Origin of the sequence: Escherichia coli, from assembly GCF_036503815.1 — a bacterium.
GTDB lineage: Bacteria > Pseudomonadota > Gammaproteobacteria > Enterobacterales > Enterobacteriaceae > Escherichia > Escherichia coli_F.
This window is the reverse complement of the sequence record NZ_AP027764.1, coordinates 4110560-4134434: the sequence shown is the minus strand read 5'-3', so window position 1 is coordinate 4134434 and position 23875 is coordinate 4110560. Positions and strand designations below refer to the sequence as shown.

Sequence of the window (23875 nt, the reverse complement as noted above, 5' to 3'; positions counted from 1 at the left end):
GGCAAAAATCCTCAAAATATAAGAGCAAACCTGCATGTCTGAATCTGTACAGAGCAATAGCGCCGTCCTGGTGCACTTCACGCTGAAACTCGACGATGGCACTACCGCCGAGTCTACCCGCAACAACGGTAAACCGGCGCTGTTCCGCCTGGGCGATGCTTCTCTTTCCGAAGGGCTGGAGCAACACCTGCTGGGGCTGAAAGTGGGCGATAAAACTACTTTCTCGCTGGAGCCAGATGCGGCGTTTGGCGTGCCGTCACCGGACCTGATTCAGTACTTCTCCCGCCGTGAGTTTATGGATGCAGGCGAGCCAGAAATTGGCGCAATCATGCTTTTTACCGCAATGGATGGCAGTGAGATGCCTGGCGTGATCCGCGAAATTAACGGCGACTCCATTACCGTTGATTTCAACCATCCGCTGGCCGGGCAGACCGTTCATTTTGATATTGAAGTGCTGGAAATCGATCCGGCACTGGAGGCGTAACATGCAGATCCTGTTGGCCAACCCACGTGGTTTTTGTGCCGGGGTAGACCGCGCTATCAGCATTGTTGAAAACGCGCTGGCCATTTACGGCGCACCGATATATGTCCGTCACGAAGTAGTGCATAACCGCTACGTGGTCGATAGCCTGCGCGAGCGTGGGGCTATCTTTATTGAGCAGATCAGCGAAGTGCCGGACGGTGCGATCCTGATCTTCTCCGCACACGGTGTTTCTCAGGCGGTACGTAACGAAGCGAAAAGCCGTGATTTGACGGTATTCGACGCTACCTGTCCGCTGGTGACCAAAGTGCATATGGAAGTCGCCCGTGCCAGCCGTCGTGGCGAAGAGTCGATTCTCATCGGCCACGCCGGGCACCCGGAAGTGGAAGGGACGATGGGGCAGTACAGCAACCCTGAAGGGGGAATGTATCTGGTCGAATCGCCAGACGATGTGTGGAAACTGACGGTCAAAAACGAAGAGAAACTCTCCTTTATGACCCAAACTACGCTGTCGGTGGATGACACGTCTGATGTGATCGATGCGCTGCGTAAACGCTTCCCGAAAATTGTTGGTCCGCGCAAAGATGATATCTGCTACGCCACCACTAACCGTCAGGAAGCGGTACGCGCTCTGGCAGAACAGGCGGAAGTAGTACTGGTGGTTGGTTCGAAAAACTCTTCCAACTCCAACCGTCTGGCGGAACTGGCCCAGCGTATGGGCAAACGCGCGTTTTTAATTGACGATGCGAAAGATATCCAGGAAGAGTGGGTAAAAGGCGTGAACTGCGTTGGCGTAACTGCGGGCGCATCGGCTCCGGATATTCTGGTGCAGAATGTAGTCGCACGTTTACAGCAACTGGGCGGTGGTGAAGCCATTTCGCTGGAAGGCCGTGAAGAAAACATTGTTTTCGAAGTGCCAAAAGAGCTGCGTGTCGATATTCGTGAAGTCGATTAAGTCATTAGCAGCCTAAGTTATGCGAAAATGCCGGTCTTGTTACCGGCATTTTTTATGGAGAAAACATGCGTTTACCCATTTTCCTTGATACTGACCCAGGCATTGACGATGCCGTCGCCATTGCCGCCGCGATTTTTGCCCCGGAACTTGACCTGCAACTGATGACCACCGTCGCGGGTAATGTCTCGGTAGAGAAAACTACCCGCAACGCCCTGCAACTGCTGCATTTCTGGAATGCGGAGATTCCGCTTGCCCAGGGAGCCTCCGTGCCGCTGGTACGCGCACCGCGTAATGCAGCATCTGTGCACGGTGAATCGGGAATGGCTGGCTACGACTTTGTCGAGCACAACAGAAGCCCACTGGACAAACCCGCATTTCTGGCGATTCGTGATGCCCTGCTGCGTGCGCCTGAGCCTGTTACGCTGGTAGCCATCGGCCCGTTAACCAATATTGCGCTGTTACTTTCACAATGCCCGGAATGCAAACCGCATATTCGCCGTCTGGTGATCATGGGCGGTTCTGCCGGACGCGGCAACTGTACGCCAAACGCCGAGTTTAATATCGCTGCCGATCCAGAAGCGGCAGCCTGTGTCTTCCGTAGCGGCATCGAAATCGTCATGTGTGGTCTGGATGTCACCAATCAGGCAATGTTAACCCCTGACTATCTCGCTACTTTGCCGGAGTTGAATCGTACCGGGAAAATGTTGCACGCCCTGTTTAGCCACTACCGTAGCGGCAGTATGCAAAGCGGTCTGCGTATGCACGATCTCTGCGCCATCGCCTGGCTGGTGCGCCCAGACTTGTTCACTCTCAAACCGTGTTTTGTGGCGGTGGAAACTCAGGGTGAATTTACCTCAGGTACTACGGTTGTTGATATTGATGGTTGCCTGAGTAAACCTGCAAACGTGCAGGTGGCGCTGGATCTGGATGTGAAAGGTTTCCAGCAGTGGGTGGCTGAGGTGCTGGCTCTGGCGTCGTAACCTGTCACATGTTATCGGCATGCAGTCATTCATCGACTCATGCCTTTCACTGATATCCCTCCCTGTTTATCATTAATTTCTAATTATCAGCGTTTTTGGCTGGCGGCGTAGCGATGCGCTGGTTACTCTGAAAACGGTCTATGCAAATTAACAAAAGAGAATAGCTATGCATGATGCAAACATCCGCGTTGCCATCGCGGGAGCCGGGGGGCGTATGGGCCGCCAGTTGATTCAGGCGGCGCTGGCATTAGAAGGCGTGCAGCTGGGCGCGGCGCTGGAGCGCGAAGGATCTTCTTTACTGGGCAGCGACGCCGGTGAGCTGGCGGGTGCAGGAAAAACAGGCGTTACTGTGCAAAGCAGCCTTGATGCGATAAAAGATGATTTTGATGTGTTTATCGATTTTACCCGTCCGGAAGGTACGCTGAACCATCTCGCTTTTTGTCGCCAGCATGGCAAAGGGATGGTGATCGGCACTACGGGGTTTGACGAAGCCGGTAAACAGGCGATTCGTGACGCGGCCGCCGATATTGCGATTGTCTTTGCCGCCAATTTTAGCGTCGGCGTCAACGTCATGCTTAAGTTGCTGGAGAAAGCAGCCAAAGTGATGGGTGACTACGCCGATATCGAAATTATTGAAGCACATCATAGACATAAAGTTGATGCGCCTTCAGGCACCGCACTGGCAATGGGAGAGGCGATCGCCCACGCCCTGGATAAAGATCTGAAAGATTGCGCGGTCTACAGTCGTGAAGGCCATACCGGTGAACGTGTGCCTGGCACCATTGGTTTTGCCACCGTGCGTGCAGGTGACATCGTTGGCGAACATACCGCGATGTTTGCCGATATTGGTGAGCGTCTGGAGATCACCCATAAGGCGTCCAGCCGCATGACATTTGCTAACGGTGCGGTAAGATCGGCATTGTGGTTGAGTGGTAAGGAAAGTGGTCTTTTTGATATGCGAGATGTGCTTGATCTCAATAATTTGTAACCACAAAACATTTGTGATGGTGCAAAAATAACATATTTAATTTATTGATTATAAAGGGCTTTAATTTTTGGCCCTTTTATTTTTTGTATTATGTTTTTAAATTTTATGTAAGTGCTAAAAATTACACGTTTTACCTTCTTTTTTTGTTGTTTTAATGTAAATTTTGACCATCTGGTCCACTTTTTTCTGCTCATTTTTATTTCATGCAATCTTCTCGCTGCGCAAGCGTTTTCCAGAACGGGTTATATGATCTTTTTGTCGCTTAATGCCTGCAAAACATGTATGAGCCACAAAATAATATAAAAAATACCACCATTAAGTTGACTTTTAGCTCTCATCTCTCCAGAATGCCGCCGTTTGCCAGAAATTCGTCGGTAAGCAGATTTGCATTGATTTACGTCATCATTGTGAATTAATATGCAAATAAAGTGAGTGAATATTCTCTGGAGGGTGTTTTGATTAAGTCAGCGCTATTGGTTCTGGAAGACGGAACCCAGTTTCACGGTCGGGCCATAGGGGCAACAGGTTCGGCGGTTGGGGAAGTCGTTTTCAATACTTCAATGACCGGTTATCAAGAAATCCTCACTGATCCTTCCTATTCTCGTCAAATCGTTACTCTTACTTATCCCCATATTGGCAATGTCGGCACTAATGACGCCGATGAAGAATCTTCTCAGGTACATGCACAAGGTCTGGTGATTCGCGACCTGCCGCTGATTGCCAGCAACTTCCGTAATACCGAAGACCTCTCTTCTTACCTTAAACGCCATAACATCGTGGCGATTGCTGATATCGATACCCGTAAGCTGACGCGTTTACTGCGTGAGAAAGGCGCACAGAATGGCTGCATTATCGCAGGCGATAACCCGGATGCGGCGCTGGCGTTAGAAAAAGCCCGCGCGTTCCCAGGTCTGAACGGCATGGATCTGGCAAAAGAAGTGACCACCGCAGAATCCTATAGCTGGACACAAGGGAGCTGGACGCTGACTGGCGGCTTGCCAGAAGCAAAAAAAGAAGACGAGTTACCGTTCCACGTCGTGGCTTATGATTTCGGCGCCAAACGCAACATCCTGCGCATGTTGGTTGACCGCGGCTGCCGCCTGACCATCGTTCCGGCGCAAACATCTGCCGAAGATGTACTGAAAATGAATCCAGACGGTATCTTCCTCTCCAACGGTCCTGGCGACCCGGCACCGTGTGATTACGCTATTACTGCCATCCAGAAATTCCTCGAAACCGACATCCCGGTATTCGGCATCTGCCTCGGCCATCAGTTGCTGGCGCTGGCGAGCGGTGCGAAGACTGTCAAAATGAAATTTGGACACCACGGCGGCAACCATCCGGTTAAAGATGTTGAAAAAAACGTGGTGATGATCACCGCCCAGAACCACGGTTTTGCGGTGGATGAAGCAACATTACCTGCAAACCTGCGTGTTACGCATAAATCCCTGTTCGACGGTACGTTACAGGGCATTCATCGCACCGATAAACCGGCATTCAGCTTCCAGGGCCACCCTGAAGCCAGTCCGGGTCCACACGACGCCGCGCCGTTGTTCGACCACTTTATCGAGTTAATTGAGCAGTACCGTAAAACCGCTAAGTAATCAGGAGTAAAAGAGCCATGCCAAAACGTACAGATATAAAAAGTATCCTGATTCTGGGTGCGGGCCCGATTGTTATCGGTCAGGCGTGTGAGTTTGACTACTCTGGCGCGCAAGCATGTAAAGCCCTGCGCGAAGAGGGTTACCGCGTCATTCTGGTGAACTCCAACCCAGCGACCATCATGACCGACCCGGAAATGGCCGATGCGACCTACATCGAGCCGATTCACTGGGAAGTGGTACGCAAGATTATTGAAAAAGAGCGTCCGGACGCGGTGCTGCCAACGATGGGCGGTCAGACAGCGCTGAACTGTGCGCTGGAGCTGGAGCGTCAGGGCGTGCTGGAAGAGTTCGGCGTCACCATGATTGGTGCCACCGCCGATGCGATTGATAAAGCCGAAGACCGCCGCCGTTTCGACGTGGCGATGAAGAAAATCGGTCTGGAAACTGCGCGTTCTGGTATCGCACACACCATGGAAGAAGCGCTGGCAGTTGCCGCTGAAGTGGGCTTCCCGTGCATTATTCGTCCATCCTTTACTATGGGTGGTAGCGGTGGCGGTATCGCTTATAACCGCGAAGAGTTTGAAGAAATTTGCGCCCGCGGTCTGGATCTCTCTCCGACCAAAGAGCTGCTGATTGATGAGTCGCTGATCGGCTGGAAAGAGTACGAGATGGAAGTGGTGCGTGATAAAAACGACAACTGCATCATCGTCTGCTCTATCGAAAACTTCGATGCGATGGGCATCCACACCGGTGACTCCATCACTGTCGCGCCAGCCCAAACGCTGACCGACAAAGAATATCAAATCATGCGTAACGCCTCGATGGCGGTACTGCGTGAAATCGGCGTTGAAACCGGTGGTTCCAACGTCCAGTTTGCGGTGAACCCGAAAAATGGTCGCCTGATTGTTATCGAAATGAACCCGCGCGTGTCGCGTTCTTCGGCGCTGGCGTCGAAAGCGACCGGCTTCCCGATTGCTAAAGTGGCGGCGAAACTGGCGGTGGGTTACACCCTCGACGAACTGATGAACGACATCACCGGCGGGCGTACTCCGGCCTCCTTCGAGCCGTCCATCGACTACGTGGTCACCAAAATTCCTCGCTTCAACTTCGAGAAATTCGCCGGGGCGAACGACCGTCTGACCACTCAGATGAAATCGGTTGGCGAAGTGATGGCGATTGGTCGCACGCAGCAGGAATCCCTGCAAAAAGCGCTGCGCGGCCTGGAAGTGGGCGCAACTGGCTTCGACCCGAAAGTCAGCCTCGATGATCCGGAAGCGCTGACCAAAATTCGCCGCGAGCTGAAAGACGCAGGCGCAGAGCGTATCTGGTATATCGCCGATGCGTTCCGTGCGGGCCTGTCCGTAGACGGCGTCTTCAATCTGACCAATATCGACCGCTGGTTCCTGGTACAAATTGAAGAGCTGGTGCGCCTGGAAGAGAAAGTCGCAGAAGTGGGCATCACTGGCCTGAACGCTGACTTCCTGTGCCAGCTGAAACGCAAAGGCTTTGCCGATGCGCGTCTGGCAAAACTCGCGGGCGTGCGTGAAGCAGAAATCCGTAAGCTGCGTGACCAGTATGACCTGCACCCGGTTTACAAGCGCGTGGATACCTGTGCGGCAGAGTTCGCTACCGACACCGCTTATATGTACTCCACTTATGAAGAAGAGTGCGAATCCAACCCATCTGACCGTGACAAAATCATGGTCCTCGGCGGCGGCCCGAACCGTATCGGTCAGGGTATCGAATTCGACTACTGCTGCGTACACGCCTCACTGGCGCTGCGCGAAGACGGTTACGAGACCATCATGGTGAACTGTAACCCGGAAACCGTCTCCACCGACTACGACACCTCCGACCGTCTCTACTTCGAGCCGGTAACCCTGGAAGATGTGCTGGAAATCGTGCGTATCGAGAAGCCGAAAGGCGTTATCGTCCAGTACGGCGGCCAGACCCCGTTGAAACTGGCGCGCGCACTGGAAGCCGCTGGCGTACCGGTTATCGGTACCAGCCCGGATGCTATCGACCGTGCGGAAGACCGTGAACGCTTCCAGCATGCGGTTGACCGCCTGAAACTGAAACAGCCGGCAAACGCCACCGTCACCGCGATCGAAATGGCGGTTGAGAAAGCGAAAGAGATTGGCTACCCGCTGGTGGTGCGTCCGTCTTACGTTCTCGGCGGTCGGGCGATGGAAATCGTCTATGACGAAGCTGACCTGCGTCGCTACTTCCAGACGGCGGTGAGCGTGTCTAACGATGCACCAGTATTGCTGGACCACTTCCTCGATGACGCGGTAGAAGTGGATGTGGACGCCATCTGCGACGGTGAAATGGTGCTGATTGGCGGCATCATGGAGCATATTGAGCAGGCGGGCGTGCACTCCGGTGACTCCGCATGTTCTCTGCCAGCCTACACTTTAAGTCAGGAAATTCAGGATGTGATGCGCCAACAGGTGCAGAAACTGGCCTTCGAATTGCAGGTGCGCGGTCTGATGAACGTGCAGTTTGCGGTGAAAAACAACGAAGTCTACCTGATTGAAGTTAACCCGCGTGCGGCGCGTACCGTTCCGTTCGTCTCCAAAGCCACCGGCGTACCGCTGGCAAAAGTGGCGGCGCGTGTGATGGCTGGCAAATCGCTGGCTGAGCAGGGCGTAACTAAAGAAGTTATCCCGCCGTATTACTCGGTGAAAGAAGTGGTGCTGCCGTTCAACAAATTCCCCGGCGTTGACCCGCTGTTAGGGCCAGAAATGCGCTCCACCGGGGAAGTGATGGGCGTGGGCCGCACCTTCGCTGAAGCGTTTGCCAAAGCGCAGCTGGGCAGCAACTCCACCATGAAGAAACACGGTCGTGCGCTGCTTTCCGTGCGCGAAGGCGATAAAGAACGCGTGGTAGACCTGGCGGCAAAACTGCTGAAACAGGGCTTCGAGCTGGATGCGACCCACGGCACGGCGATTGTGCTGGGCGAAGCGGGTATCAATCCGCGTCTGGTAAACAAGGTGCATGAAGGTCGTCCGCACATTCAGGACCGCATCAAGAATGGCGAATATACCTACATCATCAACACCACGTCAGGCCGTCGTGCGATTGAAGACTCCCGCGTGATTCGTCGCAGTGCGCTGCAATATAAAGTGCATTATGACACCACCCTGAACGGTGGTTTCGCTACCGCGATGGCGCTAAATGCCGATGCGACTGAAAAAGTAATTTCGGTGCAGGAAATGCACGCGCAGATCAAATAATAGCGTGTCATGGCGGATATTTTTCATCCGCTAATTTGATCGAATAACTAATACGGTTCTCTGATGAGGACCGTTTTTTTTTGCCCATTAAGTAAATCTTTTGGGGAACCGATATTTTTGATGACATAAGCAGGATTTAGCTCACACTTATCGACGGTGAAGTTGCATACTATCGATATATCCACAATTTTAATATGGCCTTGTTTAATTGCTTCAAAACGAGTCATAGCCAGACTTTTAATTTGTGAAACTGGAGTTCGTATGTGTGAAGGATATGTTGAAAAACCACTCTACTTGTTAATCGCCGAATGGATGATGGCTGAAAATCGGTGGGTGATAGCAAGAGAGATCTCTATTCATTTCGATATTGAACACAGCAAGGCGGTTAATACCCTGACTTATATTCTGTCGGAAGTCACAGAAATAAGCTGCGAAGTTAAGATGATCCCTAATAAGCTGGAAGGGCGGGGATGCCAGTGTCAGCGACTGGTTAAAGTGGTCGATATCGATGAGCAAATTTACGCGCGCCTGCGCAATAACAGTCGGGAAAAATTAGTCGGCGTAAGAAAGACACCGCGTATTCCTGCCGTTCCACTCACGGAACTTAACCGCGAGCAGAAGTGGCAAATGATGTTGTCGAAGAGTATGCGTCGTTAATTTAATTTCGTTGATACCGTGCGGTCTGGTTGCCGGATGCGATGCTGGCATCTTATCCGGCCTACGGTTGCTCTCCAGTCAGGTCGGATAAGGTGTTTACGCCGCATCCGACGATGTCACTGCTTTGGCGCCACATCCGTCGTCCCCTGCAAACGGGGACGATTTTCCTCCATTTGTCTCAACGGCTGCGTTTCATGTAACGCTACATGGCAGCGGCCGACAAGATCCTGATACTCTTTGGTATTCAACTGCTTCCAGTGTAACTCGTCGTCACTAACACTGCGTACAGCGCAGGCAGGCGTGCCCATCAACAACTGGCGTTTCTCGCCACTAAAGCCTGCTTTGACAAAGCTCATGGCGGCAACAATGCTCTCTTCGCCAATGACCGCGCCATCCATAATCACGCTGTTCATCCCGACCAATGCATCGCGACCAATCACACAACCATGCAGGATTGCTCCGTGCCCGATATGGCCGTTTTCCCCAACGATGGTGTCAGTGTCGCAGTAGCCATGCATAATGCAACCATCCTGAATATTGGCTCCCGCTTGCACGATCAACCGCCCGTAGTCACCACGCAGTGAGGCGAGTGGGCCGATGTAGACACCGGCTCCCACAATCACATCGCCAATCAAGACCGCACTGGGATGGACAAACGCCGTCGGGTGAACCACTGGAATTAACCCCTCAAAGGCGTAATAACTCACGGTTGTTAACGTCCTTTCCACACCGGATCGCGCTTCTCGGCAAACGCCAGTGGCCCTTCAATGGCATCTTCCGAATGCAGAACCGATGGATAGTGTTTCAACACGCCGCTGCGAATATAGCGATACGCTTCTTCTACTGGCATTTCGCTGGTGGTGCGGTAGATCTCTTTCAGCGCTGCGATCGCCAGTGGTGCGCTGTCAACGAGTTGCTGTGCCAGTTCGCGGGCGTTATCCATCAGCTCCGCCTGGCTAACCACGCGGTTGACTACTCCCCAACGCAGCGCCTCTTCTGCGCCCATTCTTCTGCCGGTCATTACCATTTCATTGACGATGGCAGGTGGTAGGATCTTCGGCAGACGCAGCACGCCGCCGCTGTCAGGAACGATGCCCAGTTTGGCTTCCGGCAGGGCGAAGCTGGCGTTATCGGCACAGACAATAAAATCTGCCGCCAGTGCCAGTTCAAAGCCGCCGCCAAAGGCGTAGCCGTTCACAGCTGCGATTACTGGTTTGTCGAGATTGAAAATTTCGGTTAATCCCGCAAAACCACCTGGACCAAAGTCAGCATCCGGTGCTTCGCCTTCTGCTGCCGCTTTTAAATCCCAGCCTGCGGAAAAGAATTTCTCTCCGGCACCGGTAATAATGGCGACGCGTAATTGCGGATCGTCACGGAAATTTAGAAAGACTTCGCCCATTTCAAAGCTGGTTTTTGCATCAATAGCATTCGCTTTTGGGCGATCAAGGGTAATTTCCAGAATTGATCCATTGCGGGTCAGATGTAATGATTCACTCATTCCTTTTCTCCATTTTTGCTTTTTCAGGGACGACAACATCCCTGCAAAAAATGCATATTGTTTTAGAACGTGATTATTAGCGGGCAGGGTAGTTCCCTGCCGTTTCATTTATTTCAGATTCTTTCTGATTATTTTTCCCGAGCAATTACGTGGCAGATCTTTTCTGATCTCCAGATAAGAGGGCACTTTAAATTTCGCCATATTCTGCTCGCAGAAGCAGAAGAACTCCTCTTCGCTCAATGTTTCACCTTCATTCAACACCACAAATGCTTTGATAGCTTCATCACGAATCGAATCTTTAATACCAACAACTACGATGTCCTGAATTTTCGGATGTGCGGCGATAATATTTTCCAGCTCCACGCAGGAGACATTCTCGCCACCGCGTTTAATCATATTGCAGCGGCGATCGACGAAATAAAAAAAGCCCTCTTCGTCGCGGTATCCGGTATCGCCAGTGTGCAGCCAGCCATCGGCTTCCAGGACTCTGGCAGTGGCTTGCGGGTTAAGAAAATATTCTTTGAAGATGGTTTTCCCTGGTACGCCTTTAATGCAGATTTCACCGATTTCACCAGCCGGGAGCGGACGATTGTGATCGTCGCGGATCTCCGCTTCGTAGCAAAATCCTGCACGGCCAATTGACGGCCAGCGTCGTTTATCGCCCGGGCGATCGCCGATAATGCCAACAATGGTTTCCGTCATCCCATAAGACGTCAGCAAGCGGACGCCAAAGCGTTCACAAAATGCGTCTTTTTCCTGCTCCGACAGGTTGAGATAAAACATCACTTCCCGCAGATGGTGTTGCCGATCGTTCACAGAAGGCGGCTGCACCATCAAGGTACGGATCATCATCGGAATGCATTCGGTAACGGTGGCGCGGTACTTTTGTACCTGTCCCCAGAAGGCGCGGGCGCTGTATTTCTCGACCAGCACAAAGGTGGCACCGGCAGAAAACGCCGCCATCGCCGCAGTACACTGACAATCGATATGAAATGCAGGCATTACCGTCAGGTAGACGTCATCGTCACGTAGTGCGCACTGCCAGGCGGAGTAATATCCGGCGAAGCGCAGGTTGTAATGGGTAATCACCACCCCTTTCGGCCGGGAAGTGGTACCGGAGGTAAAGAGAATTTCCGCCGTATCGTCGGTCGATAGCGGCGGTGCATAGCACAAGGAGGCAGGTTGTTGATTTTTCAGTTGAGTAAACGAACTCACGCCATCATCAGCGGGAAGCTCCACATCTGTCAGGCAAATGTGCCGCAGTTGCGTGGCATCTTCCTGCTGAATCTGTTGATATATGGGATAGAACTGCGCACTGGTCACCAGCAGACACGCCTGGCTATTTTGCAGGATCCACGCGCTTTCTTCGCGCAACAGGCGGGCGTTAATCGGCACCATAATTGCGCCAATTTTTACCAGCCCGAACCAGCAAAAGATAAATTCCGGGCAGTTGTCGAGATGTAGAGCAACCTTGTCGCCTTTGCGAATCCCCAGCGTATAAAACAGGTTTGCCGTGCGGTTAATCTCCTGATTTAACTCAAGATAACTGTACCGGTTAACGACTCCGCCGCTGGATTCACAAATCAACGCCGTTTTATGACCGTAAACGTCAGCCAGATCGTCCCACATTTGACGTAGATGTTGTCCGCCAATGATATCCATTGCACCTCTATCCATTTTAGTCATTTGTTATTGGGCGGGCGCTAGTCAGACAAGCCGACTGACGCCACGCGTTTAGTCCTCAACTTTGGCCAGACCTTTGCTGACCAACTCCTGAATGTCGTTTTCGCTGTAGCCGATATTTTTCAAAATGGCGGCTGTGTCCATGCCATGTGATGGCATTCCGCGCCAGATTTGACCGGGGTTATTTTTGAATTTCGGCATCACGTTTGGCCCTTTGCAGGTGCGACCATCCATTGTTTGCCACTGGGTGATTGATTCACGGGCCACATACTGTGGATTGCTTTCCAGTTCCGGTACGGTCAGCACTTTGGCGCAGGCGATATTCAGTTCGGCAAAGCGTTCTTTTACTTCTGCGATGGTATGTGTCGCCAGCCAGGCATCGAGTTTCTCTTCTACCAGTGGGCCGTAAGGGCATTCGATACGGTGGATAAGCTGAGTGCCTTCCGGAATTTCTGGCGTGCCAAGCAGATGTGCGAGGCCAATATCTTTAAAACATTCTGCAATCTGAGTAATACCCACCAGTTCCATTACGATGTAGCCGTCGGCGCATTTGTACAGACCGCAACCTGCATAGTAGGGATCTTTACCTTTGGTCATGCGCGGGCACATTTCGCCGCCGTTGAAGTAATCCATCATGAAGTACTGGCCCATACGCAGCATCACTTCGTACATAGCGATATCGATACTTTCACCTTTACCGGTTTCACGCACTTTATGCAGTGCTGCCAGCGCCGCCGTGGTTGCGGTCAGGCCAGAAAAGTAATCGGCGGTATACGGGAAGGCAGGCATTGGCTGGTCAACATCACCGTTCTGAATCAGGTAACCACTGAAGGCCTGGGCGATGGTGTTATAGGCCGGAAGATTGGTGTACTCCTCGGTGCCGTACTGACCAAAACCGGACAGGTGAGCGATAACCAGTTTCGGGTTGTGCTGCCACAGGACTTCATCGGTAATGCCACGACGGGCAAAGGCCGGACCTTTACTGGCTTCGATGAAGATATCGGTGGTTTCCATTAATTTCAGAAACGCTTCGCGGCCTTCATCTTTGAAAATATTTAACGACAGCGCGTGCAAATTACGGCGGGAGAGCTGCGGGTAGTTCGGTTGAACGCGAATGGTGTCGGCCCAGGCGACGTTCTCGATCCAGATAACTTCCGCCCCCCATTCTGCGAACATTTGCCCGGCGAACGGCCCGGCGATTTCGATACCGGAGAAGACAACGCGCAATCCGGCCAGCGGCCCGAATTTCGGCATGGGTAGATGATCCATTATTAGCTCCTGAAAAATTTATGTAGCGCATGACTGCCGGATGCGGCGTAAACGCTTTATCCGGCCGACATTCGTGCTCCCGTAGGCCTGATAAGACGCGTCAGCGTCGCATCAGGCAGCGCACGGACTTAGCGATATTGCTTCAGCACCGCGCGACCCAGCGTCAGGATCTGCATTTCGTCAGATCCTCCGGAAACGCGGTCTACACGCAGGTCACGCCAGAAGCGGCTGATGCGGTGGTTGCCCGCAATCCCAACACCGCCCAGCACCTGCATTGCGCTATCCACCACTTCAAATGCCGCATTGGCGCAGAAGTATTTGCACATCGCTGCATCGCCAGAGGTGATGGTGCCGTTGTCTGCTTTCCACGCTGCTTCATACAGCATGTTTTTCATGGAGTTTAATTTGATCGCCATGTGGGCGAATTTTTCCTGAATCAACTGGAAACGACCAATAGCCTCGCCAAACTGCACGCGCTGGTTGGCGTAGCGCGCCGCATCTTCAAAGGCGCACATCGCCGTACCGTAGTTGGTGAGAGCTACCAGGAAACGTTCATGATCGAACTCTTCTTTGACGCGGTTAAAGCCGTTACCTTCCCGACCGAACATGTCTTTCTCGTCCAGTTCCACATCGTCAAAGGTGATTTCACAGCAGCTATCCATACGCAGACCGAGCTTCTCTAGTTTGGTCACTTTGATGCCCGGTTTGCTCATATCAACAAACCATTCGGTGTAGACAGGTTTGTCCGGAGAAGCCCCGTCACGCGCCATCACCACGATGTACGGGGTGTAGGCGCTGCTGGTAATAAAACACTTACTACCATTAAGATAAATCTTACCATTTCTACGGGTATAAGTCGTTTTCAGGCTACCCACGTCAGAGCCAGCCCCGGGTTCGGTAATCGCTGAGTTCCACATCTGCTTACCAGTACCACGAAACGCCATAATCTTGTCGATCTGCTCTTGTGTGCCTTCGCGCAGGAAGGTGTTGAATCCACCCGGCAACTGGTACAGCACGTAGGTTGGTGCCCCCAAACGACCCAATTCCATCCACACGGCGGCGAGGGTGACAAAACCTGCGTCCAGCCCGCCGTGCTCTTCCGGGATAAGCAGGCTGTCGATACCCATATCTGCCAGTGCTTTGACAAAACGTTCCGGGTAGACGCTGTCACGGTCGCACTCGGCAAAATAGGCCTCCCAGTTTTCGCTGGCCATCAGTTCGCGGATACCGGCGACAAACAGTTCCTGCTCATCATTTAAATTAAAATCCATCTTTCAACCTCTTGATATTTTGTGGGTTAATTAATCTTTCCAGTTCTGTTTCGCGTCTTTAATAAAGGAGAGCGTCACCATAATGTTGACGAAGAACAGCGGGCATCCTCCGGCAATAATGGCGGTTTGAATCGGTTTCAGGCCGCCGAGCGCCAGCAGAACAATACCGATAATGCCAACCAGAATTGACCAGCCGATACGCACCAGCAGCGGTGGCTCTTCGCCATCGCGTACTTCGCGGCAAGTGGACATCGCCAGGGTATAAGAGCAGGCGTTAACCAGGGTAACGGTGGCGATAAAGCAGAGGATGAAGAAGCCCCACATGGTGGCGGTGCTGAGCGGTAGAGCAGCCCAGGTTTCGATGATGGCGCGCGCGACACCGTACTGTTCGATCAGATGCGGAATGTTGATGATGTTTTTATCCATCAACAGCAGAGTGTTACTACCGAGTACAGTCCACAGGATCCAGGTGGATGCGGTCAGACCCAGTACCATGCCGAAGCACAGTTCACGCACGGTACGACCACGGGAGATGCGGGCGAGGAAGATACTCATCTGGATAGCGTAAATTACCCACCATGCCCAGTAGAACACGGTCCAGCCCTGCGGGAAGCCGCCTTTGGCGATGGGATCGGTATAGAACAACATACGCGGCAGATACATCAGCAACATTCCCACCGAATCGGTGAAGTAGTTCATGATGAAGCTGGCACCGCTGACGATGAACACCCAACCCAGCATCAGGAAGCTCAGGTAACTACGCACGTCACTGGCGATACGTACCCCTTTTTGCAGACCACAGGCGACGCAAATGGCGTTGAGGATAATCCAGCAGGTAATGATGATAGCGTCCAGTTGCAGGGTATGCGGAATACCAAACAACCACTGCATACACTCGGTCACCAGCGGCGTAGCAAGGCCCAGGCTGGTGCCCATGGCGAAGATCAAGGCGACGAGATAGAAGTTGTCGACGATAGTGCCGAACAGCCCTTTGGCGTGTTTTTCACCTACCAGCGGCACCAGGGTGGAGCTGGGGCGAATCACTTCCATTTTGCGGACAAAGAAGAAGTAAGCGAAGGCGACGGAGAGGAAGCTGTAAGTGGCCCACGGCAACGGTCCCCAGTGGAACAAGCTGTAAGCCAGCCCCAGCTCTTTCGCACCCGTCGAGTTCGGTTCTAAGCCAAACGGCGGGGTAGAGATGTAGTAGTAGATCTCAATCGATCCCCAGAACAGTACGGCAGCAGACGTGCAGGAGGCGAACATCATAAAGATCCAACTGGCGGTACTAAATTCTGGTGGTTCGTTACCTAAACGCTTTTTGGCATACGGGCCAAACACCAGCCAGAACCAACCGAAAAGCATCACCACCATATACCATTCAAATGCCCATCCCCATACATTGGTGACGTAACTGAATACAGCATTAATAACGACATTCGCCGCATCCAGATCTCTGACTGTAAGCCAACAAAGTATGCCGACGACTATTAACGGCGGAAAGAAAACCTTCGGTTCTATTCCCGTTTTTCTCTTTTCATTCTTCATGAGTTAATTCCACTGTGAAAACGAATATTTATTTTGCGTTCCCGTTTGTTTTATTTTTGTTAACATTTAATATGATTATTATTAACCTCGTGGACGCGTTAATGGCTAACTCATAATGGGTATTCAACAAGCTGCATTCTGTGATTGTTATCACATTTTTGTTTCGGGTAAATAGAGGGCATTTTTGTGTTAATTTTGATTATTAATCAGTTTGTTATGTTCTGATATGAGTAAAAAAATAGCATCTGACTTTCAATATTGGTGATCCATAAAACAATATTGAAAATTTCTTTTTGCTACGCCGTGTTTTCAATATTGGTGAGGAACTTAACAATATTGAAAGTTGGATTTATCTGCGTGTGACATTTTCAATATTGGTGATTAAAGTTTTATTTCCAAATTAAAGGGCGTGATATCTGTAATTAACACCACCGATATGAACGACGTTTCCTTCATGATTTCTGGAGATGCAATGAAGATTATTACTTGCTATAAGTGCGTGCCTGATGAACAGGATATTGCGGTCAATAATGCTGATGGTTCGTTAGACTTCAGTAAAGCCGATGCCAAAATAAGCCAATACGATCTCAACGCTATTGAAGCGGCTTGTCAGTTAAAACAGCAGGCGGCAGAAGCGCAGGTGACGGCCTTAAGTGTGGGCGGTAAAGCCCTGACCAACGCCAAAGGGCGTAAAGATGTGCTATCACGCGGTCCGGATGAACTGATTGTGGTGATTGATGACCAGTTCGAGCAGGCACTGCCGCAACAAACGGCGACTGCACTGGCTGCAGCCGCCCAGAAAGCAGGGTTTGATCTGATCCTCTGCGGCGATGGTTCTTCCGACCTTTATGCCCAGCAGGTTGGTCTGCTGGTGGGCGAAATCCTCAATATTCCGGCAGTTAACGGCGTCAGCAAAATTATCTCCCTGACGGCAGATACCCTGACCGTTGAGCGCGAACTGGAAGATGAAACAGAAACGTTAAGCATTCCGCTGCCTGCGGTTGTTGCTGTTTCCACTGATATCAACTCCCCACAAATTCCTTCGATGAAAGCCATTCTCGGCGCGGCGAAAAAGCCAGTCCAGGTATGGTCGGCGGCGGATATTGGCTTTAACGCCGTGGAAGCCTGGTCTGAACAACAGGTTGCCGCACCGAAACAGCGCGAGCGTCAGCGCATCGTGATTGAAGGTGACGGCGAAGAACAGATCGCCGCATTTGCTGAAAATCTTCGCAAAGTCATTTAATTACAGGGGATGCTATGAACACGTTTTCTCAAGTCTGGGTATTCAGCGATACCCCTTCTCGTCTGCCGGAACTGATGAACGGTGCGCAGGCTTTAGCTAATCAAATCAACACCTTTGTCCTCAATGATGCCGACGGCGCACTGGCAATCCAGCTTGGTGCTAATCATGTCTGGACATTAAGCGGCAAACCGGACGATCGGATGATCGAAGATTACGCCGGTGTCATGGCTGACACTATTCGCCAGCACGGCGCAGACGGTCTGGTGCTGTTGCCGAATACCCGTCGCGGCAAATTACTGGCGGCAAAACTGGGTTACCGCCTTAAAGCGGCGGTTTCGAACGATGCCAGCGCCGTTAGCGTGCAGGACGGTAAAGCGACAGTGAAACACATGGTTTACGGCGGTCTGGCGATTGGCGAAGAACGCATTGCCACGCCGTATGCGGTACTGACCATCAGCAGCGGCACGTTTGATGCGGCTCAGCCAGACGCGTCACGTACTGGCGAAACACACACCGTGGCGTGGCAGGCTCCGGCGGTGGCGATTACCCGCACGGCAACGCAGGCGCGCCAGAGCAACAGCGTCGATCTGGATAAAGCCCGTCTGGTGGTCAGCGTCGGTCGCGGCATTGGCAGCAAAGAGAACATTGCGCTGGCAGAACAGCTTTGCAAGGCGATAGGTGCGGAGCTGGCCTGTTCTCGTCCGGTGGCAGAAAACGAAAAATGGATGGAGCACGAACGCTATGTCGGTATCTCCAACCTGATGCTGAAACCTGAACTGTACCTGGCGGTGGGGATCTCCGGGCAGATCCAGCACATGGTTGGCGCTAACGCATCGCAAACCATTTTCGCCATCAACAAAGATAAAAATGCGCCGATCTTCCAGTACGCGGATTACGGCATTGTTGGCGACGCCGTGAAGATCCTTCCGGCGCTGACCGCAGCTTTAGCACGTTGATCCACTCTGGCAGGGCTGCATTTTGGCCCTGCCGCTGACAGGGAGCTCTTATGTCCGAAGATATCTTTGACGCCATCATCGTCGGTGCAGGGCTTGCCGGTTCGGTTGCCGCACTGGTGCTCGCCCGCGAAGGTGCGCAAGTGTTAGTTATCGAGCGTGGCAATTCCGCAGGTGCCAAGAACGTCACCGGCGGGCGTCTCTATGCCCACAGTCTGGAACACATTATTCCTGGTTTCGCCGAATCCGCCCCCGTAGAACGCCTGATCACCCATGAAAAACTCGCGTTTATGACGGAAAAGTCAGCGATGACTATGGACTACTGCAACGGTGACGAAGCCTCACCATCACAGCGTTCTTACTCCGTTTTGCGCAGTAAATTTGATGCCTGGCTGATGGAGCAGGCCGAAGAAGCGGGTGCGCAGTTAATTACCGGGATTCGTGTCGATAACCTCGTACAGCGCGATGGCAAAGTCGTCGGTGTAGAAGCCGATGGCGATGTGATTGAAGCGAAAACGGTGATCCTTGCTGACGGGGTGAATTCCATCCTTGCCGAAAAGCTGGGGATGGCAAAACGCGTCAAACCGACGGATGTGGCGGTTGGCGTGAAGGAACTGATCGAGTTACCGAAGTCGGTTATCGAAGACCGTTTTCAGTTGCAGGGTAATCAGGGCGCGGCTTGCCTGTTTGCGGGATCACCCACCGATGGCCTGATGGGCGGCGGCTTCCTTTATACCAATGAAAATACCCTGTCGCTGGGGCTGGTTTGCGGTCTGCATCATCTACATGACGCAAAAAAATCGGTGCCGCAAATGCTGGAAGATTTCAAACAGCATCCGGCCGTTACACCGCTGATCGCGGGTGGCAAGCTGGTGGAATATTCCGCTCACGTAGTGCCGGAAGCAGGCATCAACATGTTGCCGGAGCTGGTCGGTGACGGCGTGTTGATTGCCGGTGATGCTGCCGGAATGTGTATGAACCTCGGTTTTACTATTCGCGGTATGGATCTGGCGATTGCCGCCGGGGAAGCTGCTGCAAAAACCGTGCTTTCAGCGATGAAAAGCGACGATTTCAGTAAGCAAAAACTAGCGGAATATCGTCAGTATCTGGAGAGTGGCCCACTGCGCGATATGCGCATGTACCAGAAACTACCGGCGTTCCTTGATAACCCACGCATGTTTAGCGGCTACCCGGAACTGGCGGTGGGCGTGGCGCGTGACCTGTTCACCATTGACGGCAGCGCGCCGGAACTGATGCGCAAGAAAATCCTCCGCCACGGCAAGAAAGTGGGCTTCATCAATCTGATCAAGGATGGCATGAAAGGAGTGACCGTTTTATGACTTCTCCCGTCAATGTGGACGTCAAACTGGGCGTCAATAAATTCAATGTCGATGAAGAGCATCCGCACATTGTTGTAAAGGCCGATGCGGATAAACAGGCGCTGGAGCTGCTGGTAAAAGCGTGCCCCGCAGGTCTGTATAAGAAGCAGGATGATGGCAGTGTGCGCTTCGATTACGCCGGATGTCTGGAGTGCGGCACCTGTCGCATTCTTGGGCTGGGGTCGGCGCTGGAACAGTGGGAATACCCGCGCGGCACCTTTGGTGTGGAGTTTCGTTACGGCTGATGTTGGTTTGATACGTAACGCCGTACTGACTCTCATTGTAAAAAAACAGGAATAACCCATGCAACCGTCCAGAAACTTTGACGATCTCAAATTCTCCTCAATTCACCGCCGCATTTTGCTGTGGGGAAGCGGTGGCCCGTTTCTGGATGGTTATGTACTGGTAATGATTGGCGTGGCGCTGGAGCAACTGACTCCTGCGCTGAAGCTGGACGCAGACTGGATTGGCTTGCTGGGGGCGGGAACGCTCGCCGGGCTGTTCGTTGGCACATCGCTGTTTGGCTATATCTCCGATAAAGTCGGACGGCGCAAAATGTTTCTCATTGATATCATCGCCATCGGCGTGATATCGGTGGCGACGATGTTTGTCTCATCCCCCGTCGAACTGTTAGTGATGCGGGTACTCATCGGCATTGTCATCGGTGCGGATTATCCCATCGCGACTTCGATGATCACTGAGTTCTCCAGTACCCGTCAGCGGGCGTTTTCCATCAGCTTTATCGCCGCGATGTGGTATGTCGGCGCAACCTGTGCCGATCTGGTCGGCTACTGGCTTTATGATGTGGAAGGCGGCTGGCGCTGGATGCTGGGTAGCGCAGCGATCCCCTGTTTGTTGATTTTGATTGGTCGATTCGAACTGCCTGAATCTCCCCGCTGGTTGTTACGCAAAGGGCGAGTAAAAGAGTGCGAAGAGATGATGATCAAACTGTTTGGCGAACCGGTGGCTTTCGACGAAGAGCAGCCGCAGCAAACCCGTTTTCGCGATCTGTTTAATCGCCGCCATTTTCCTTTTGTTCTGTTTGTTGCCGCCATCTGGACCTGCCAGGTGATCCCGATGTTCGCTATTTACACCTTTGGCCCGCAAATCGTTGGTCTGCTGGGATTGGGCGTTGGCAAAAATGCGGCACTGGGGAACGTGGTGATTAGCCTGTTCTTTATGCTCGGCTGTATTCCGCCGATGCTGTGGCTAAACACTGCCGGACGGCGTCCGTTGTTGATTGGCAGCTTTGCCATGATGACGCTGGCGTTGGCGGTTTTGGGGCTGATCCCGGATATGGGGATCTGGCTGGTAGTGATGGCATTTGCGGTGTATGCCTTTTTCTCTGGTGGGCCGGGTAATTTGCAGTGGCTCTATCCTAATGAACTCTTCCCGACGGATATCCGCGCCTCTGCTGTGGGCGTTATTATGTCCTTAAGCCGTATTGGCACCATTGTTTCAACCTGGGCGCTGCCGATCTTTATCAATAATTACGGCATCAGTAACACGATGCTGATGGGAGCAGGTATCTCGCTGTTTGGTTTGTTGATTTCCATTGCGTTTGCGCCAGAGACACGGGGGATGTCGCTGGCCCAGACCAGCAATATGACGATTCGCAGGCAACGAATGGGGTAATTTATTCAGATTTCTGCCTTTTTTGAATCAATATTATTGACTATTAGCTGCGTGAATATGTGACTACACTTTGTGGGAAAACAAAGGCGTAAACACGCGAGTTAACTATGATCCTCATAATTTATGCGCATCCGTATCCGCATCATTCTCATGCGAATAAACGGATGCTTGAACACGCAAGGACGCTGGAAGGCGTCGAAGTTCGCTCTCTTTATCAACTCTATCCTGACTTCAATATCGATATTGCTGCCGAGCAGGAGGCGTTGTCTCGCGCCGACCTGATCGTCTGGCAGCACCCGATGCAGTGGTACAGCATTCCACCGCTCCTCAAACTTTGGATCGATAAAGTTTTCTCGCACGGCTGGGCTTACGGTCACGGCGGCACGGCACTGCATGGTAAACATTTGCTGTGGGCGGTGACGACCGGCGGCGGGGAAAGTCATTTTGAGATTGGCGCGCATCCGGGCTTTGATGTGCTGTCGCAGCCGCTACAGGCGACGGCAATCTACTGCGGGCTGAACTGGCTGCCACCGTTTGCCATGCACTGCACCTTTATTTGTGACGACGAAACCCTCGAAGGGCAGGCGCGTCACTATAAGCAACGTCTGCTGGAATGGCAGGAGGCACATCATGGATAGCCATACGCTGATTCAGGCGCTGATCTACCTCGGTTCGGCGGCGCTGATTGTACCCATTGCGGTGCGCCTAGGGCTTGGCTCGGTTCTTGGCTACCTGATCGCGGGCTGCATTATTGGCCCGTGGGGGCTGCGACTGGTGACCGATGCCGAATCTATCCTCCACTTTGCCGAGATTGGCGTGGTGCTGATGCTGTTTATCATCGGCCTCGAACTTGATCCACAAAGGCTGTGGAAGTTGCGTGCGGCAGTGTTTGGTGGTGGTGCATTACAGATGGTGATTTGCGGCGGCCTGCTGGGGCTGTTCTGCATGTTCCTTGGGCTGCGCTGGCAGGTAGCGGAACTGATCGGCATGACACTGGCGCTCTCATCAACGGCAATTGCCATGCAGGCGATGAATGAACGCAACCTGATGGTGACACAAATGGGCCGTAGCGCCTTTGCGGTGCTGCTGTTCCAGGATATCGCCGCGATCCCGCTGGTAGCGATGATCCCGCTACTGGCGGCGAGCAGTGCCTCGACGACGATGGGCGCATTTGCTCTCTCGGCGTTAAAAGTGGCGGGTGCACTGGTGCTGGTGGTACTGCTGGGGCGCTATGTCACGCGTCCGGCGCTGCGTTTTGTTGCCCGCTCTGGCTTGCGGGAAGTGTTTAGTGCCGTGGCGTTATTCCTCGTGTTTGGCTTTGGTTTGCTGCTGGAAGAGGTCGGCTTGTCGATGGCGATGGGCGCGTTTCTGGCGGGCGTACTGCTGGCAAGCTCGGAATACCGCCATGCGTTGGAAAGCGATATCGAGCCATTTAAAGGTTTGCTGTTGGGGCTGTTTTTCATCGGTGTTGGCATGTCGATAGACTTTGGCACGCTGCTTGAAAACCCATTGCGTATTGTCATTTTGCTGCTTGGTTTCCTGATCATCAAAATCGCTATGCTGTGGCTGATTGCCCGACCGTTGCAGGTGCCGAATAAACAGCGTCGCTGGTTTGCGGTGCTGTTAGGGCAGGGCAGTGAGTTTGCCTTTGTGGTATTTGGCGCGGCGCAAATGGCGAATGTGCTGGAGCCGGAGTGGGCGAAGTCGCTGACCCTGGCGGTGGCGCTGTCGATGGCGGCAACGCCGATTCTGCTGGTGATCCTCAATCGCCTTGAGAAATCTTCTACCGAACAAGCGCGTGAAGCCGATGAGATTGATGAAGAACAACCGCGGGTGATCATTGCTGGATTCGGTCGTTATGGACAGATTACCGGACGTTTACTGCTCTCCAGCGGGGTGAAAATGGTGGTGCTCGATCATGATCCTGACCATATCGAAACCTTGCGCAAATTTGGCATGAAAGTGTTTTACGGCGATGCCACGCGGATGGATTTACTGGAATCTGCCGGAGCGGCGAAAGCAGAAGTGCTGATTAACGCCATTGACGATCCACAAACCAACCTGCAACTGACGGAGATGGTGAAAGAACATTTCCCGCATCTGCAGATTATTGCCCGCGCCCGTGATGTCGATCACTACATTCGTTTGCGTCAGGCAGGCGTTGAAAAACCAGAGCGTGAAACCTTTGAAGGGGCACTGAAAACCGGGCGTCTGGCGCTGGAAAGTCTGGGGCTGGGGCCGTATGAAGCGCGGGAGCGTGCAGATGTATTCCGCCGTTTTAATATTCAGATGGTGGAAGAGATGGCAATGGTTGAGAACGACACCAAAGCCCGTGCGGCGGTCTATAAACGCACCAGCGCGATGTTAAGTGAGATCATTACCGAAGACCGTGAACATCTGTCATTAATTCAACGACATGGCTGGCAGGGAACCGAAGAAGGGAAACATACCGGCAATATGGCGGATGAACCGGAAACGAAGCCCTCATCCTAATAAAG

General features: G+C 52.6%; 20 protein-coding genes. 14 read left to right on the top strand and 6 right to left on the bottom strand.

All coding sequences use genetic code 11. The annotated features are described in order from the left end of the window. Nucleotides 1–34 precede the first annotated feature (34 nt). The 7 genes from fkpB (at nt 35) to caiF (ending at nt 8901) form a co-directional block, all read left to right on the top strand. Complete coding sequence (gene fkpB, locus AABJ99_RS19735; protein ID WP_000004655.1) at nt 35–484, top strand: FKBP-type peptidyl-prolyl cis-trans isomerase; 450 nt, start codon at nt 35–37, stop codon at nt 482–484. A 1-nt stretch (nt 485) separates the two neighbouring features. Then, nucleotides 486–1436, top strand: coding sequence for a 4-hydroxy-3-methylbut-2-enyl diphosphate reductase (gene ispH, locus AABJ99_RS19730; RefSeq protein ID WP_039021795.1), 951 nt, complete (start codon nt 486–488; stop codon nt 1434–1436). Between the two features lie 65 nt (nt 1437–1501). Then, nucleotides 1502–2416 carry a ribonucleoside hydrolase RihC gene (rihC, locus tag AABJ99_RS19725; protein ID WP_039021796.1) on the top strand — a complete coding sequence of 305 codons (915 nt, stop codon included), beginning with the start codon at nt 1502–1504 and terminating at the stop codon, nt 2414–2416. Nucleotides 2417–2582: 166 nt separating this feature from the next. Further along, nucleotides 2583–3404 carry a 4-hydroxy-tetrahydrodipicolinate reductase gene (gene dapB, locus AABJ99_RS19720; RefSeq protein ID WP_039021797.1) on the top strand — a complete coding sequence of 274 codons (822 nt, stop codon included), beginning with the start codon at nt 2583–2585 and terminating at the stop codon, nt 3402–3404. Between the two features lie 455 nt (nt 3405–3859). After that, nucleotides 3860–5008: a glutamine-hydrolyzing carbamoyl-phosphate synthase small subunit gene (gene carA, locus AABJ99_RS19715; RefSeq protein WP_039021800.1), complete on the top strand. Its 1149-nt coding sequence runs from the start codon at nt 3860–3862 to the stop codon at nt 5006–5008. A gap of 17 nt (nt 5009–5025) precedes the next feature. Further along, nucleotides 5026–8244 (top strand): carbamoyl-phosphate synthase large subunit, encoded by a 3219-nt coding sequence (gene carB, locus AABJ99_RS19710; RefSeq protein ID WP_338387411.1) that lies wholly within the window; start codon nt 5026–5028, stop codon nt 8242–8244. Between the two features lie 261 nt (nt 8245–8505). Next, complete coding sequence (gene caiF, locus AABJ99_RS19705; RefSeq protein ID WP_000333125.1) at nt 8506–8901, top strand: carnitine metabolism transcriptional regulator CaiF; 396 nt, start codon at nt 8506–8508, stop codon at nt 8899–8901. A gap of 116 nt (nt 8902–9017) precedes the next feature. Here caiF and caiE read toward each other — a convergent pair whose 3' ends face one another. The 6 genes from caiE to caiT all read right to left on the bottom strand — a co-directional run bounded on the left by caiE (nt 9018) and on the right by caiT (nt 16167). Continuing rightward, nucleotides 9018–9608 (bottom strand): carnitine operon protein CaiE, encoded by a 591-nt coding sequence (gene caiE / locus AABJ99_RS19700; protein ID WP_039021802.1) that lies wholly within the window; start codon nt 9606–9608, stop codon nt 9018–9020. 5 nt (nt 9609–9613) lie between these two features. Next, complete coding sequence (gene caiD, locus AABJ99_RS19695; RefSeq protein ID WP_000004398.1) at nt 9614–10399, bottom strand: crotonobetainyl-CoA hydratase; 786 nt, start codon at nt 10397–10399, stop codon at nt 9614–9616. Between the two features lie 108 nt (nt 10400–10507). After that, nucleotides 10508–12061, bottom strand: a complete 1554-nt coding sequence (caiC, locus tag AABJ99_RS19690) for a crotonobetaine/carnitine-CoA ligase (protein ID WP_039021803.1) — start codon at nt 12059–12061, stop codon at nt 10508–10510. Between the two features lie 72 nt (nt 12062–12133). Further along, nucleotides 12134–13351 (bottom strand): L-carnitine CoA-transferase, encoded by a 1218-nt coding sequence (gene caiB, locus AABJ99_RS19685; RefSeq protein ID WP_039021804.1) that lies wholly within the window; start codon nt 13349–13351, stop codon nt 12134–12136. A gap of 128 nt (nt 13352–13479) precedes the next feature. Next, nucleotides 13480–14622 (bottom strand): crotonobetainyl-CoA dehydrogenase, encoded by a 1143-nt coding sequence (caiA, locus tag AABJ99_RS19680; protein WP_000347117.1) that lies wholly within the window; start codon nt 14620–14622, stop codon nt 13480–13482. 30 nt (nt 14623–14652) lie between these two features. Then, nucleotides 14653–16167, bottom strand: coding sequence for an L-carnitine/gamma-butyrobetaine antiporter (gene caiT, locus AABJ99_RS19675; protein WP_039021805.1), 1515 nt, complete (start codon nt 16165–16167; stop codon nt 14653–14655). 472 nt (nt 16168–16639) lie between these two features. On the opposite strand from caiT, the gene fixA reads away from it, so the two are divergent. The 7 genes from fixA to kefC all read left to right on the top strand — a co-directional run bounded on the left by fixA (nt 16640) and on the right by kefC (nt 23870). Continuing rightward, complete coding sequence (gene fixA, locus AABJ99_RS19670; protein WP_000692221.1) at nt 16640–17410, top strand: electron transfer flavoprotein FixA; 771 nt, start codon at nt 16640–16642, stop codon at nt 17408–17410. A gap of 14 nt (nt 17411–17424) precedes the next feature. Continuing rightward, on the top strand, nt 17425–18366 hold the full coding sequence (gene fixB, locus AABJ99_RS19665) for an electron transfer flavoprotein subunit alpha/FixB family protein (RefSeq protein WP_001091490.1): 942 nt from the start codon (nt 17425–17427) through the stop codon (nt 18364–18366). Between the two features lie 50 nt (nt 18367–18416). Then, nucleotides 18417–19703: an FAD-dependent oxidoreductase gene (gene fixC / locus AABJ99_RS19660; protein ID WP_039021807.1), complete on the top strand. Its 1287-nt coding sequence runs from the start codon at nt 18417–18419 to the stop codon at nt 19701–19703. Further along, nucleotides 19700–19987 carry a ferredoxin-like protein FixX gene (fixX, locus tag AABJ99_RS19655; protein WP_000203741.1) on the top strand — a complete coding sequence of 96 codons (288 nt, stop codon included), beginning with the start codon at nt 19700–19702 and terminating at the stop codon, nt 19985–19987. Before fixC ends, fixX begins: the two co-directional genes overlap by 4 nt. 58 nt (nt 19988–20045) lie before the next feature. Further along, nucleotides 20046–21377, top strand: coding sequence for an MFS transporter (yaaU, locus tag AABJ99_RS19650; protein ID WP_039021808.1), 1332 nt, complete (start codon nt 20046–20048; stop codon nt 21375–21377). Between the two features lie 107 nt (nt 21378–21484). Beyond that, nucleotides 21485–22015, top strand: a complete 531-nt coding sequence (gene kefF, locus AABJ99_RS19645) for a glutathione-regulated potassium-efflux system oxidoreductase KefF (protein ID WP_032183187.1) — start codon at nt 21485–21487, stop codon at nt 22013–22015. Then, complete coding sequence (gene kefC / locus AABJ99_RS19640; protein ID WP_039021809.1) at nt 22008–23870, top strand: glutathione-regulated potassium-efflux system protein KefC; 1863 nt, start codon at nt 22008–22010, stop codon at nt 23868–23870. The genes kefF and kefC overlap by 8 nt, the downstream gene beginning before the upstream one ends. Nucleotides 23871–23875 lie beyond the last annotated feature (5 nt).

Excerpts from the sequence above, each read along its gene's own strand:
- kefF (WP_032183187.1), top strand. The coding sequence starts at position 21,485 with ATGATCCTCATAATTTATGCGCATCCGTATCCGCATCATTCTCATGCG.
- caiB (WP_039021804.1), bottom strand. The coding sequence starts at position 13,351 with ATGGATCATCTACCCATGCCGAAATTCGGGCCGCTGGCCGGATTGCGC.
- fixX (WP_000203741.1), top strand. The coding sequence starts at position 19,700 with ATGACTTCTCCCGTCAATGTGGACGTCAAACTGGGCGTCAATAAATTC.
- caiD (WP_000004398.1), bottom strand. The coding sequence starts at position 10,399 with ATGAGTGAATCATTACATCTGACCCGCAATGGATCAATTCTGGAAATT.
- carB (WP_338387411.1), top strand. The coding sequence starts at position 5,026 with ATGCCAAAACGTACAGATATAAAAAGTATCCTGATTCTGGGTGCGGGC.
- dapB (WP_039021797.1), top strand. The coding sequence starts at position 2,583 with ATGCATGATGCAAACATCCGCGTTGCCATCGCGGGAGCCGGGGGGCGT.
- fixB (WP_001091490.1), top strand. The coding sequence starts at position 17,425 with ATGAACACGTTTTCTCAAGTCTGGGTATTCAGCGATACCCCTTCTCGT.
- fixC (WP_039021807.1), top strand. The coding sequence starts at position 18,417 with ATGTCCGAAGATATCTTTGACGCCATCATCGTCGGTGCAGGGCTTGCC.
- caiF (WP_000333125.1), top strand. The coding sequence starts at position 8,506 with ATGTGTGAAGGATATGTTGAAAAACCACTCTACTTGTTAATCGCCGAA.
- caiC (WP_039021803.1), bottom strand. The coding sequence starts at position 12,061 with ATGGATATCATTGGCGGACAACATCTACGTCAAATGTGGGACGATCTG.
- fkpB (WP_000004655.1), top strand. The coding sequence starts at position 35 with ATGTCTGAATCTGTACAGAGCAATAGCGCCGTCCTGGTGCACTTCACG.
- ispH (WP_039021795.1), top strand. The coding sequence starts at position 486 with ATGCAGATCCTGTTGGCCAACCCACGTGGTTTTTGTGCCGGGGTAGAC.
- caiT (WP_039021805.1), bottom strand. The coding sequence starts at position 16,167 with ATGAAGAATGAAAAGAGAAAAACGGGAATAGAACCGAAGGTTTTCTTT.
- caiA (WP_000347117.1), bottom strand. The coding sequence starts at position 14,622 with ATGGATTTTAATTTAAATGATGAGCAGGAACTGTTTGTCGCCGGTATC.
- kefC (WP_039021809.1), top strand. The coding sequence starts at position 22,008 with ATGGATAGCCATACGCTGATTCAGGCGCTGATCTACCTCGGTTCGGCG.
- fixA (WP_000692221.1), top strand. The coding sequence starts at position 16,640 with ATGAAGATTATTACTTGCTATAAGTGCGTGCCTGATGAACAGGATATT.
- yaaU (WP_039021808.1), top strand. The coding sequence starts at position 20,046 with ATGCAACCGTCCAGAAACTTTGACGATCTCAAATTCTCCTCAATTCAC.
- rihC (WP_039021796.1), top strand. The coding sequence starts at position 1,502 with ATGCGTTTACCCATTTTCCTTGATACTGACCCAGGCATTGACGATGCC.